The sequence below is a fragment of the Cobetia amphilecti genome, assembly GCF_032923285.1.
GTDB classification, from domain to species: Bacteria; Pseudomonadota; Gammaproteobacteria; order Pseudomonadales; family Halomonadaceae; genus Cobetia; species Cobetia amphilecti.
The window spans coordinates 2734780-2748052 of sequence record NZ_CP136695.1 but is presented as its reverse complement, the minus strand read 5'-3'; the positions used below and the strand labels follow the sequence as shown (position 1 = coordinate 2748052).

General features: G+C 64.4%; 10 protein-coding genes. 6 read left to right on the top strand and 4 right to left on the bottom strand.

The window, feature by feature from the left end; translation table 11 throughout:
• Nucleotides 1-531: 531 nt before the first annotated feature.
• From R1T44_RS11730 to R1T44_RS11715, 4 genes are read left to right on the top strand one after another with little or no spacing between them, the layout of a single operon-like run.
• On the top strand, nt 532-1938 hold the full coding sequence (locus R1T44_RS11730) for a cytochrome ubiquinol oxidase subunit I (protein ID WP_054557186.1): 1407 nt from the start codon (nt 532-534) through the stop codon (nt 1936-1938).
• Nucleotides 1939-1942: 4 nt separating this feature from the next.
• Entirely contained in the window at nt 1943-2941 is a 999-nt protein-coding gene (cydB, locus tag R1T44_RS11725) for a cytochrome d ubiquinol oxidase subunit II (protein WP_288387901.1), read from the top strand.
• On the top strand, nt 2928-4751 hold the full coding sequence (gene cydD, locus R1T44_RS11720) for a thiol reductant ABC exporter subunit CydD (protein WP_317292087.1): 1824 nt from the start codon (nt 2928-2930) through the stop codon (nt 4749-4751). The genes cydB and cydD overlap by 14 nt, the downstream gene beginning before the upstream one ends.
• On the top strand, nt 4748-6535 hold the full coding sequence (locus R1T44_RS11715) for an amino acid ABC transporter ATP-binding/permease protein (RefSeq protein ID WP_153635972.1): 1788 nt from the start codon (nt 4748-4750) through the stop codon (nt 6533-6535). Before cydD ends, R1T44_RS11715 begins: the two co-directional genes overlap by 4 nt.
• A 120-nt stretch (nt 6536-6655) precedes the next feature.
• On the opposite strand, the gene dkgB is transcribed toward R1T44_RS11715, so the two are convergent.
• The 4 genes from dkgB to R1T44_RS11695 all read right to left on the bottom strand — a co-directional run bounded on the left by dkgB (nt 6656) and on the right by R1T44_RS11695 (nt 10951).
• On the bottom strand, nt 6656-7462 hold the full coding sequence (gene dkgB / locus R1T44_RS11710) for a 2,5-didehydrogluconate reductase DkgB (RefSeq protein WP_153635971.1): 807 nt from the start codon (nt 7460-7462) through the stop codon (nt 6656-6658).
• Between the two features lie 157 nt (nt 7463-7619).
• Nucleotides 7620-8627 (bottom strand): alcohol dehydrogenase catalytic domain-containing protein, encoded by a 1008-nt coding sequence (locus tag R1T44_RS11705; RefSeq protein WP_317292086.1) that lies wholly within the window; start codon nt 8625-8627, stop codon nt 7620-7622.
• A gap of 120 nt (nt 8628-8747) precedes the next feature.
• Entirely contained in the window at nt 8748-9662 is a 915-nt protein-coding gene (locus tag R1T44_RS11700) for a TIGR03571 family LLM class oxidoreductase (protein WP_153635969.1), read from the bottom strand.
• A gap of 107 nt (nt 9663-9769) precedes the next feature.
• Entirely contained in the window at nt 9770-10951 is a 1182-nt protein-coding gene (locus R1T44_RS11695) for an MFS transporter (protein WP_317292085.1), read from the bottom strand.
• Between the two features lie 435 nt (nt 10952-11386).
• On the opposite strand from R1T44_RS11695, the gene R1T44_RS11690 reads away from it, so the two are divergent.
• Together R1T44_RS11690 and R1T44_RS11685 are read left to right on the top strand one after the other, a co-directional pair.
• Nucleotides 11387-11659, top strand: a complete 273-nt coding sequence (locus R1T44_RS11690) for a hypothetical protein (protein ID WP_197738654.1) — start codon at nt 11387-11389, stop codon at nt 11657-11659.
• A gap of 74 nt (nt 11660-11733) precedes the next feature.
• A complete protein-coding gene (locus tag R1T44_RS11685) occupies nt 11734-13155 on the top strand; it encodes a sodium:solute symporter family protein (RefSeq protein WP_242007813.1) in 1422 nt (473 codons plus the stop codon).
• The last annotated feature ends 118 nt before the right edge of the window (nt 13156-13273 follow it).

The following is a 13273-nucleotide window of genomic DNA, read 5'->3' as shown; positions in this document are numbered from 1 at the left end:
TAGAGGCAGGAAAGACGTTGGACGAAGAGGAGGTCGTGGCAGAGTCGACCGCAATATTGGAGGAATAGACGTTCATGTCGACCTGGCCTCCCTTGTCACGGCTGCGCTACTTGATACTTTCTGTTCTATCACCTAATTCGGGCACGATCAGCTTCATTGGTCGAATCCGATGCTCGTCTTGTGTTTCTCTTGATGTACGTCAATAAAGGCGGATGTGCGGCGAAATATAGATGGCAAGCCTGAGCATGCCGAGTGGAAAATACGTGGATGCTGTCACGCAATATGGCGGGCCTGATCGATCACCACCATGGCGATTGATCGGTTGGCTGGGCCTGCGGCAAAGCGTCATCGTGCACGATAGCCTGGTGTTTTCTATGCTCTTTGGGTCAGCTGGTAGAAAGATGACTGCCATGATCGATGGAGTTTGGTGGTATGCCTTGTCGTCACGGGCCTGACCGTGATATCGCTGCGACTGTGCGTCCCACAACGGGATGAACAGAGTACAACCCCTGGAGTCCTGAGGAGTCGCCCATGGAACTGGATCCCGTGATCCTGTCACGCATACAGTTCGGATTTGTCGTGTCATTTCATGCCGTCTTTCCGGTGTTTACCATCGGCCTGGCATCCTATGTGGCCTTGTTGCATGGCCTTTTCTACAAGACAGGCAATGCCGCCTGGGAGCGCCTTGCAGCGTTCTGGGTGAAGGTATTCGCCGTGGTCTTCGCGATGGGCGTGGTCTCCGGCATCGTGATGGCCTTCCAGTTCGGCACCAACTGGAGCAACTTCAGTTATGCCACCTCCAACTTCATCGGCCCGATGCTCAGCTATGAGGTGGTGACTGCCTTCTTCCTCGAAGCCGGCTTCCTCGGCGTACTGCTGTTCGGGCGTGGCAAGGTGCCGGAAGGCGTCCACCTGTTCGCGGCACTGATGGTGTCATTGGGCACCTTCATCTCCTCCTTCTGGATTCTGTCCTCCAACAGCTGGATGCAGACACCGGCGGGCGTCGACTTCATTGATGGCCACTTCTTCGTGAATGACTGGAGTGCGGCCATCTTCAATGCCTCCTTCCCGTATCGCTTCACGCATATGGCGATCGCCTCGTTCTTGACCGGCGGCTTCGTGGTGGCCGGGGTGAGCGCCTGGTATCTGCTGATCGGACGTGATGTCGAGGCCAACAAGCGCGCGCTGTCCATGTGCATGTGGCTACTGCTGGTGCTGGCGCCGGCGCAGGCGGTGGTGGGTGACATGCACGGCATCAACACGCTGGAGCATCAGCCGACCAAGGTCGCGGCGATGGAAGGCAACTGGGAAACCCAGTCGGGCGCGCCCTTGCTGCTGTTCGCCTGGCCGGACAAGGAGGCCCAGATGAACCACTTCGAGATCGCGATCCCGAAGCTGGCCAGCCTGATCCTGACCCATGACCCCGATGGCGTGGTGCCGGGCCTCAAGGAGGTCGAGCCCGACATGCAGCCGCCGGTGTGGTTCGTGTTCTGGTCGTTCCGCGTGATGGTGGCGGTGGGGCTGGTGATGATCGCGGTGGCGTTCATCGGCCTGTTCCTGCGTCGCGATGGCAAGCTCTACCGCTCGCGCCCCTTCCTGCAGACGCTGCGTCTGATGTCGATCGCGCCATTCTTCGCCGTGCTGGCCGGGTGGTTCGTCACCGAGGCCGGACGCTCTCCGTGGCTGGTCTACGAGATGATGACCCAGCAGGAGGCCGTCACGCCGTCACTGACCGGCTGGATGGTGCTTGCCACGCTGATCGGCTACTTCCTGGTCTATCTGGTGGTCTTCGTGACCGGTAGCTACTACCTGACGCGCGTCATCCGTGGCGGCATGCAGCCCGAGCTGCCGCATGACGATGTCGAAACCGCGATGCGCCCGCTGTCCGCCGCGCACGAGAGTCTCGATGATGATGCCAGCCGTACGGTAAGGAGTTGAGCACATGGAACTGATCAATCTGACCATGATCTGGGCGCTGATCATCGGCTTCGGCATCATGATGTACATCCTGATGGATGGCTTCGATCTCGGGGTCGGCATCCTCTATCCCTTCGCCCCGGATGAACACGCCCGTGACGTGATGATGAATTCGGTCGCGCCGGTCTGGGACGGCAATGAAACCTGGCTGGTGCTGGGCGGGGCCGGCTTGCTGGCGGCGTTTCCGGCGGTGTACTCCATTCTGCTGCCGGCGCTGTATCTGGGGGTCTTCCTGATGCTGGCCGGCTTGATCTTCCGCGGGATTGCGTTTGAATTCCGCTTCAAGTCCACGCGCAATCGGCATTGGTGGAACGTCGCCTTCAGTGGCGGTTCCTACGTGGCGACCTTCTGTCAGGGCGTGGTGGTCGGGACCTATATCCAGGGCTTTGCCACCGAAGGCCATGTCTATGTCGGCGGCGCCTTTGACTGGCTGACCCCCTTCACGGTGATCACCGGGCTCGCGCTGGTGGCGGGCTACGCTCTGCTGGGGGCCACCTGGACCATTCTGAAGAGTGAAGGCGAGGTTCAGGCATGGGCCTATCGCATCACGCCCAAGTTGCTGATTGCCGTGCTGGTCGGCTTCGGGGTCATCAGCCTCTACACGCCGTTCGTCGATGAATACGTGCGGGAGCGCTGGTTCAATCATATCGGCATGTTCTGGGTCTTCCCGGTGCTGGCGCTGTGCTGTGCGGCCTTCATCTGGCGTGCCGTCAGCAAGCGTTTGGAGGGCCAGCCGTTCGTCGCGACTCTGGGACTGTTCCTGTTCACCTATCTGGGGCTGATCTTCAGCAAGTGGCCGTATCTGGTGCCGCCGGACATCACCATCTGGGATGCGGCGTCAGACCCGGGCGCGCAGCTGTTCCTGCTGATCGGCGTATTGTTCGTGATTCCCATCGTGCTGGGCTATACCGCCTGGAGCTACTGGGTCTTCCGCGGCAAGGTGCAGGACGGTGGCTATCACTGACCTCACGCAGGGGGCAGCGCAGGAGGCCCCGACCAGCGCCGCTGGCAATGACACGGCGCGCGCCAGCGTCAGCGACGACAGTGTCACTGGCAAGGAGCGCGACAAGGCCAGACGCAAGGCTGCCGGCAAGTGGCTCAGCCAACAGGCGACGCGCGAGCGTCGCCTGTTGGCTATGGCGGCGCTGTGCGGCGCATTGGCGGGGCTGGCAACGGTTGCGCAACTGGTACTGCTGGCCTGGCTGGTCACTCAGGTAATCGAACAGCCCGCGGCGTTGGCTCGCCTGTGGTGGCCGTTCGGCGGCCTGGTGGCGCTGCTGGCGGTGCGTGCCTTGCTGAGTGCCGCGCAGGAGCTATGTGCCCAAAAAGCCAGTCAGCGCCTGCGCCAGCGGGTGCGTCGAGATGTAATGGATCACCTGCAGGCATTAGGCCCGGTGCGCGCCGCGCAGTTTCATGGCGCCGATGTGGCCCAGCGCTGGGTCGAGCAGGTCGAGGCGTTGGAAGGCTACTTCGCGCGTTTCTACGTCCAGCTGCGCCTGGTGCTGATCAGCCCGCTGGTGATTCTGGCCATCGTGGTCAGTCAGGACTGGCTGGCGGCGATTCTGCTCGCGCTGACCGCGCCGCTGATTCCGCTGTTCATGGCGCTGGTCGGCATGGGGGCCGAGTCGCTCAATCGCGAGCAGTTCGTCGCGGTCGCGCGCCTGTCGCGCCACTTCGTCGATCGCGTACGCGGGATCACCACGCTGCGCCTGTTCGGCTTGGGCGAGCAGGCCACGCGCGAGGTCACGCTGGTCGCCGATGATTATCGCCGCCGCAGTCTGCGCACGCTGCGCCTCGCCTTCCTCTCATCAGCGGTACTGGAGTTCTTCTCGTCGGTGTCGATCGCGGTGGTCGCGATCTATATCGGCTTCGGCCTGCTGGGCGACATTCCCTTCGGGCCCGCCCAGTCGCTGACCCTGTTCAGCGGCCTGCTGATCCTGCTGCTGGCGCCGGAGTTCTTCCAGCCGCTGCGCACCCTGTCACAGCACTATCATGATCGCGCCTCGGCCTTGGCCGCCGCGGACTCGCTGCTGGAGCTGCTCGACACGCCCATTGCGCCGGCGCGTCAGGCCTCCACGATGGCGTCGGCCAGTATGTCGCTGCCTGGCGATGTGATGTTGCAGCTGGAGGCCGTCACGCTGACGCATCCCGGACGGGGCAGGGTGCTTGGCCCGCTGGATCTCACCTTGAAGACCCTCGAGGTGCTGGTGATCAGCGGCCCGTCCGGGGCCGGCAAGTCATCGCTGTTGCAACTGATGGCGGGATTCGTGGCACCCGATGAAGGCCGCTGTCGTCGCCATGCGGCCATACGCCTTGCCTGGATGGATCAACGGCCGCTGCTGATGCAGGGCAGTCTGGCCGACAACCTGCGCATCACCGCGCCAGACGCCAGTGACGATGACATCGCGCAGGCGCTGACGCGTGCCGGCCTTACCGAGGTGCTGGCCGCATTGCCGCAGGGCATCGCCAGCCCGTTGGGCGAAGGCGGGCGTGGGCTGTCCGGCGGCCAGGCTCAGCGTCTGGCGCTGGCGCGGGTCTTCTTGAGCGATGCGCCGCTGGTGTTGCTCGACGAGCCGACCGCCAGTCTGGACGCCGAGACCGAACAGCGCCTGATCGCCGGCTTCCAGGCGTTGGCCGAAGAAGGCCGTACGCTTGTCATCGCCACCCACCATCCGGCCTTGAGGGCCATGGCGACGCGTCAGCTGTGCCTGACCCGCGATGGGGTCGTTGGCACCATTGGAGAGACACAGGATGCTGGGGAGGGCACATCATGATCGAACCCGCTCGCACTCTCGGCCCTGGCTCCACTCCCTCGACGCGCGAGGCACTGGCCACGCTGGCGCCCTGGTGGCGGGTGCATGAGCGCTACCGTCGTCGCTTGCTGCTGGGCGTGGTGCTGATGACAATGACCGCGCTGTCGGCACTCGGGCTGCTGGCGGTCTCGGGGTGGTTCATCACGGCGTCGGCCCTGACGGGGGCTGCGCTGGCTGCCGGTGCCGTCGCCGTGCTGGATGTCTACACGCCGGGCAGCGCGATTCGCCTGTTTGCCGTCTCGCGCACCGTCTCGCGCTATCTGGAGCGTCTCTACAATCACGACACCATCCTGCGACTGCTGGCCAGCCTGCGCGGCAGTGCCTTTGCCTCGCTGGTCAGCATGGACCCCGCACGGCTGGCAGCCCGGCGCTCCAGTGACTGGCTCAATCGTCTGACCGCGGATATTGACACCCTCGATGCGCTCTATCTGCGTCTGGCGGCGCCTCCGGTGATGGCCTTGCTGCTGATTGTGGCGCTGCTTGGCATCACGCTGGTGTGGCTACCGGGCGCGACGCCGTGGCTGGCGCTCTTGCTGTTGACTGGCTGGGCGTGGCTGACACTCGGGCAGGCACGCTGGGGGCTGGTGGCCAGCCGTCGGCGTGTGACCACTCTCGAGGCATTGCGCTCCAGCCTGATGGAGGCGCTGCGCGGGCATGCCGAACTCGAGGCCTACGCGGCGCTTGGCCATGTGCGTGAGCAGCTGGAGGCGGTGGAGGCGCGTCTGCTGGCGGACCAATGGCGGCTGGCGGTCATCAGTGCCGTCGGCAATGCGCTGGCCGTGCTGGTGATCGGACTCGCCTGGTTGCTGTTGCTAGCGATGGGCATGCTCGCCCTGCGCGATGGCCAGCTCAGCGGCCCGATGCTGGTGATGCTGCCGCTCGCGGCGATGGCGCTGGGTGAGGGGCTGGCGGGGCTGCCGGCGGCCTTCAGCCAGGCCGGGGCGACGCTTGGCGCCGCGGAGCGCCTCAACGATATCGAGCACGCCGCGGGGGTCGTGCACGGTGATGCTCGCCTGTCAGCGGGGCCGATCAGCGTCTCGCTGGAGCAGGTCAGCTATCGCTATCCGGGCGCCTTGTTTGAGGCATTTTCAAACGTCTCGCTCACTGTCGAAGCCGGTGCGCAGGTCGCGATCTGTGGCGCCTCCGGCGCTGGCAAGTCGACGCTGGCGGCGCTGCTGACCGGGCAGACCAGCCTAGCCTCCCGCGGCCTGCAGAGCAGATGTAATGAACAGCAGGGCGGGGGTACTGAAGAGCAGGGCGGGCGGGTGTTACTCAATGGCCGTGAGGTGCATCACTACGCGCCTCTGGCGATTGCCGAGGGCGTCGGCTGCCTCACCCAGCAGGTCGATCTGTTCGATGCCAGTCTGGCTGACAACCTGCGACTGGGGGCAGCCGACGCCGATGATGCCGCGCTGTGGCGGGTGCTGGCCGCGGTGGATCTCGCCGACTGGGTCGCGAGTCTGCCGCAGGGGCTGGCGACACGCGTTGGTGAGGGCGGTCGTCAGGTGTCGGGTGGCCAGGCCCGGCGCATCAGTCTGGCGCGCCTGGCGTTGACCAACCCCGGCCTCGTGCTGCTGGATGAGCCTTTCTCGGGGCTGGATGCCACGACAGCGCAACGCGTCGCGCAGGGTCTCGCTGACTGGCTGGCGGGCAGGACGGTGATCTATCTACTGCATGAGCATGATTTCGCGGCGCCACGCCCCGGCACCGAGGCCGTGACCCGTGTCTGCTGGCTGGATCGCTGAGCATCCATCGGGATCAAATCATGGCAGGGGGAAACGGAAAAAGCCTCCCGGGCAGGGTGCCCGGGAGGCTTTCTTGTCACTGGACCCGTCGATCAGGTTCAGTCAGTTGGGCTCAGTCCATCAGTCCCAGTCGGGGGCGATGTCCGGGTTGGCGATACGCTCGCCGCGGTCCAGCTCGGCGATCTTGGCCATGTCCTCGCCGGTCAGTGTCAGCGAGAAGGCCTCGAAGTTGCTGCGGATGTTCTTCGGCTTGGTGGAGGACGGGAAGGTCACGATATCCTGCATCTTCAGCCACGCCAGAGCGATCTGCGCCGGGCTGACACCATGGCGGTCCGCGATGATCTTGAGCGTCTCGTCATCCATCACCTTGCCGACGGCCAGCGGCATGAAGGCGCTGACCTCGAGCCCCAGCTCCTGACACTTGTCGAGTACCTTTCGGTTCTGCAGGAAGGGATGCACTTCGACCTGATTGGTCAGCAGCTCATCACGCCCCAGAATGCCGACGGCGCGTTCCATCTGCTCGCAGGTGAAGTTGGAGATGCCGATATGGCGTGTCTTCTCCTCGGCCTTCATCTTGGCGAGCGCCGGCAGGTAGTCCTCCATTGCGACTTCGTCATTGGGTGACGGCCAGTGGATCAACAGCAGGTCGACGTAGTCCATCTGGAGCTTTTCGAGGCTTTCCTCGACGCTCTTCTCAAGATCACCGGGCTGGAGGCGGTCGTACCAGATCTTGGTGGTGACGAACAGCTCGCTGCGCGGGATGCCGCTGTCGGCGAGCACCTGTCCCACTTCGGCTTCGTTGCCGTAGAACTGGGCGGTATCGAAATGACGATAACCGGCGTCCAGCGCCGCCTTCATGCTCTCACGCAGGGTATCGCCTTCCAGACGGAAGGTGCCAAAGCCGGGATTCGGTAGGGTAGTCGACATGCGGTAACTCCTGTTGACGTTCTCGCCGGGTGCGGCGGGGACGTTTCCATGTGTTGTGTCGTGTTTACTGGGGCTGTGAAACTGGCGCGACAATGGCGTGCCTACGCATCAGTCATGTGCCGGTTGCGCAACAATCCTGCGCCGCCCTCCATGCGCCTCATTCGTTGGCCGTGATCACGAATTTCAGGGCGCGACGCTCACCACTCTTCAGTTCGGCGAGGCAGGCCGGCAGCGCCGTGAACGGCTCGATGCAGGGCGCCGGCTGGTTCATGGAGCCATCGGCGATCGCTTCGAGCAGACCTTCCCCCGCCTCGACCAGGCGTGCCCAGTCCTCGTCGTCACCCGCCCAGTGCAGCGCACCCAGTGCAACTTCGTGCTGCGAGATGGCGCGATCGAAGGCCGGCGCGGCCGCCTGCTCCAGGCGGTCCTGAATGCAGACGATGTGGCCATTGGCCCCCAGATGACGGGTCATCTTGTGGGCGTGATCACCATTGACGGTATCGATCACGGCGAAGACCGGCGCGTCCAGCTGCTTGGCGTCCGCAAGCGTCTCGTCGGCGCCCAGCGCCTTGAGGTCCGCGTGGCGCTTCTCGGAGGCAACGCCAATGACGTGGAAGTTGCGCTGTCTGGCCAGCTGGATCAACCAGCGGCCCACGCTGCCGGAGGCGCCGGTGATCAGCAGGCGTCGCCCGGCCTTGACGGGCAGCTTGTCGATCGCAAGCCAGGCGGTCAGTGCCGGGCACGGGAAGGCGGCGGCGTCATTGAAGCCCAGGGTGACGGGCAGGCGCATCACGGCGCGCGCCGGGACACGCAGGCGTTTGCTGAAGGTGCCCGGCCCCGCCAGGGTGGTGTGGACCGCGATGCGATCGCCCGGCGATACGTGGCGGACATTGGCACCGCAGGCAATCACCTCGCCGGAGGCATCGACGCCGGGAATCTGGCCGGCTTGCCACAACTCGCTGTCCATCGCCATGAACTTCCAGTCGACGGGATTGAGGCCGATGGCACGCGTGGCGACCAGTACCTCGTCGTCTCCCGGCGCGCCGATGTCCACCTCTGACTGCTCGAGCGTCTCAGGCTCGCCCGGGCCTTGCCATACCCAGGCGGGTGCCCGAGTGGCGCTGTGACTGATGTCTTGTGTGGTGGTCTCTGTGGAATTTGACATGGGATCTCCTTGCAGCGTGAACGATGAATCCTTTCCGCCATGGCGAGGGCAGGCCGCGCGACCCGCCCGGCTTGCCAGTGCGCTCAGTCAGCCGGGCAGATCAGTGCAACCCTTGCGCCCTCATGAGAAGTGCGGCAGCACCTCACGCCCCAGTTCCTCGAGGGTTTCCGTGAGCGGGCGGCGATTGCGACGCAGGTGGAAGCCGATGTGATTCACCCCGGCATCCTGCATGGCCGACAGTTCTTCCATGAGGGCAAGGCGGCCACTCGACAACCCGAAGCGATGACGACGCACCGGGGCGTGCGGATCTTCTTCCAGATTGAGGTGGATGAAACTGACGTAGGGCTTGTCGCCGGCGACCTGACGCCAGAGGGCCACGCGACGGATGTGGTCCTCCGGCGTGCCCGGGTAGGCCAGCCAGCCGTCCATCTCGCGACCGATCCACTCGGGGGTCTGCTGGGAGAGCCCGGCACTCAACAGCGGCGCACGCGTCGCGGCAGGCAGGATGGCCTGACCTTCGCTCAGGGCGTCGTCCGCCTGGCCCTTGATGACATCCACCGCATGACGGAAGGCGGCACCACGGGTCGCGAACTCTTCGCCGAACAGCGGGTATTCCGCCGGTCGGTCGCCACTGGCGACGCCCAGCAGCAGGCGGTCTTCGCTCAGGGCCTGCACGCTGGCGGCGGCCTTTCTCACCAGCCACGGCTGGCGCAGTGGCAGCACCGCGGCGGCAGTGCCCAGCAGCAGGTTGTCGGTGTGACTGGCCAGATAGCCCAGGTAGGTGAACAGCTCGAAGACCTGACCGGCATCGCCGAAGGCGGGGTCGAACAGCGGCACGTCACGCAGCCAGGCGGCGCGGAAGCCGAGCCTGTCGACCTGACCGATCAGCTCGGCATGGGCGCGCATGTCAGGCACGCCGAAGGGCGTGGAGGGGGCTCTGTCAGTGCGGACCCAGTCATTGTCGAGGGGCAGTTCGACGCCCAGGGTCAGGGGGCCTTGGGTGAGGCGATCCAGCGGACGGGACGGGGAGATCATGGTGGACTCCTTCAGCAAGCAGGTGGGTAGACGACGGTGCCCCGAGCCAGCAGGCTGAGCTGTCGGAATCGGGGGCACGTCGTGATGGCGGGAGGCTTCGCGGCGGATCAGGCGGTCGCGATGGAAGAGGCGTGACGCTTGTCGAGGCGACCGGCCAGCAGGGTCAGCAGCAGGGCGGCGGTGACGATCAGCGCGCCGATCCAGGCGGTGTCGGTCAGTGCCATCCCGGAGACCACCTGGCCACCGACGATGGAGCCCAGTGCGATGCCGATGTTGAAGGCGGCGATGTTGAGGCCGGAGGCCACATCAACGGCCTGCGGCACGAAGCGTTCGGCCTGCTGCACGACGTAGACTTGCAGGCCCGGCACGTTGCCGAAGGCGAAGGCACCCCAGATCAGGATGGTGATCACGGCGGTGATCGGGTTGGCGGCAGTGAAGGTCAGCACGCCGAGGATGACGATCAGGCCACCGAAGATCAGGGTCAGGGCGCGGATCGGGCCCATGCGGTCAGCCAGCTTGCCGCCCTGGATGTTGCCGATGGCGACCGAGATACCGTAGACCAGCATGATCAGACTGATGGCGCCTTCATTGAAGCCACTGACGTCCTGCAGCAGCGGGGCCAGATAGGTGAAGGCCGTGAAGGTGCCGCCGTAGCCGAGAATGGTGATCAGGTAGACCAGCAGCAGGCGCGGATGGGTCAGAACCTTGAGCTGTTGGGCGAAGGTGGCCGGTACGCTCTTCTTGAGATTGTTGGGCACCAGGATGGCGCTGCCGATCAATGCCAGCAGACCGAGGACCGAGACCACGAGGAAGGTGGCGCGCCAGCCAAAGTGCTGACCGATCCAGGTGCCCAGCGGCACGCCGGTGACCAGTGCCACGGTCAGGCCGGTGAACATGATGGCGATCGCACTGGCTTCCTTGTCCTTGCTCACCAGGCTTGTCGCGATGGTGGAGCCGATGGAGAAGAAGACCCCGTGGGCCAGGCCAGTCAGGATGCGCGCCGTGATCAGCGAGCTGTAGCTGGGTGCCTGCCAGGCCAGCAGGTTGCCGGCGATGAACAGTGCCATCAGGGCCAGCAGTACCAGCTTGCGATTGAAGCGGCCGGTCATGGCGGTCAGCACGGGGGCGCCGATGGCGACACCGACGGCATACAGGCTGACCAGCAGGCCAGCGGAAGGCAGAGAGACGCTCAGGTCCTGAGCGATGGTGGGTACCAGTCCGACGATCACGAACTCGGTGGTCCCGATGGCAAAGGCGCTCAATGTCAGCGCCAGCAGGGCAAGGGGCATGCAGTTCTCCATCAGCAATGGGTGGGTCTTGGATGCTGTGCAGTCTGCCGTGAGTTACCTTTGTGATAAACGCACGAAATGATGAAAGACTTTTGCAGTTTTCGTAAAAATGTCCGGCGACGGCGTCATTTCTCCCATCCTTGCAGCGCCTTTCCCTGTCCCTGTCAGCTTGTATCGTCGCCGCGATCTCACGCCAGATGGCGCCACAGGGTGACTCAACAGCGTGATTCAACAGCGTGATTCAACAGGGGGACTCGACAGGGCGACTCAACAGCGGGATTCACCAGGGTGACTCCACAGGGCAGGGCGCAGCGGCTACACTGCGCGCCGAGAATTTTCATTCACTCCCTGTTCACATCGGAGATCGTCTTGGCCGCGCCTGACACCCCGTCTTCCTCTCAGCCTGATGCCCGGGCTGTAGAGACTCCCTGTTCCTTGCCGCGCCTCGTCGTGCCCTCGACCTGGCGGGGCTGGTGCCTGCTGGTGATCTTCCTGCTGCTGGTCGTGATGGGTATCTGGCCGGTGATCGGCTGGATCAATCAGCAGACCCTGTTGTGGGGCATGCCGTCATTGATCATCTGGAGTTACCTGATCATCTTCGCCTGCAGTGGCGCGATGTTGCTGGGCAATTGCCTGTTGCGCCGCCGCCACGGCGCAGACCCGCTGTCAAAAGCGTCCGCTGGCGAAAGAGACGGAGGCACCGCGTGATCGATCCGAATGCCTTTTCGTCCGTGCATGACAGCGTGCCCTTGCTGGTCACCCTGGGGTATGTCGTCCTCGCCATGGCCATCGGTCTCGGCGCGCGGGGTGGCCGACGCATGGACACGCTGGAGCAGTGGGGGGTCGCCGGACGCTCGATGGGGCCCGTGACGCTCTATCTGTTGATCGCCGCCGGCAGCGTCAGTGCCTACACCTTCATGGGCGCGCCGGGCTGGGCCTACAGCAAGGGCGTGCCGGTGTTCTATGTCGCCATCTATCTGGCCTATCTGGCGCTGGTGGCCTGGTACTTCGGCCCCAAGGTGTGGAAGTTCGGCGAGCAGTTCGGGCATGTCACCCAGGCAAGCGCGATCGCGGACCGCTATCAGAGCCCTCTGCTGGGCGCGCTGTCGGCGCTGGTGATGTCGATTGCCTCCATCGCCTATGCGGTCCTGCAGACCATCGGCTCGGCCTACATCCTGCTGGTGATGAGCGGCGGGCGCATTCCGCTCTGGGCTGGCGTGTTGCTGGTGCTCAGCGCGATTGCCGTCTATCTGTTCGTCAGCGGCCAGCGCGCCATCGGGCGCACCAATGCCTTCCAGGGCGTGTTGATGCTGGTCGTTGCCTGGGCAATCGGCCTGTGGGCGGCCTATCTCTCCACCGGCGAATGGGGCTTCAGTGGCGTGTTCACGCGTCTTGAGGCCAGCCATCCGGAGTATCTGCGTCTGCCCGGCGCCGGCGGCGACATGAGCTTCAGCTTCTGGACCACCTCGATCATCGTCTCGATGCTGTCCTTCATGCCGCCGGTATGGACCCAATGGATGAGCGCCGCCTCCGCCGGCACCATCCGCCGCAGTGCCAGCTGGCTGCCGACCTACTATGTGGTGATCCTGCCGCTGGTGGTGGTCGGCTTCATTGGTATCTACAGCCTGCCGGAGCTTGCGCGCGCCGACACCGTGGTGCTCGAATACGCGATGGCCAACATGCCGGTCTGGCTGGTGGGCCTGTTGGGCGCGGGCACGCTGGCGGCCTCGATGTCCTCCAGCGAGCCCTTCATTCACTCGGTAGCCCTGAGCCTGAGTCGTGATGTGCTGCAGCCGGGCCTGAAGCTTGATGACCAACGCGCTGGCAAGCTGGCGCGCTGGCTGATCTTCCCGGTGATGTTTCTGATCGTGGCACCCCTGGCGATCTGGGAGCCGGGCAATCTGGTGATGATTCTCTTGATCGGGCTGGGCTTTGCCTCTCAGGTATTGCCGGCATTTCTGGGCATGTTCTTCTGGCCACGTGCCTCGGCGGCAGGTGTCATCAGCGGCATCAGTGCCGGCTTCGTGGTCACGGTGCTGTTTACCGTCGTGTGGCCACATCCGCTAGGCTTGCATGCCGGTTTCTGGGGACTGATGCTCAACCTGCCGGTCTTCGTGCTGGTGTCGCTACTGACACGGCCGGTGGATGAGGCAGTGGCGTTGCGCTTCTTCCGCATCGCCGCTCCCTGGAGTCTCAAGCGCTGAGATTGCGCAGGGAATATCGTGAGCGGAGGGATGTCGAGGGGCACTCCGCTCTGGTAGTCGAGCGCTGGGCTCGATCAAGAAGTTGTATTAAACTTGGACAGGCATTTCACAAGGTTGT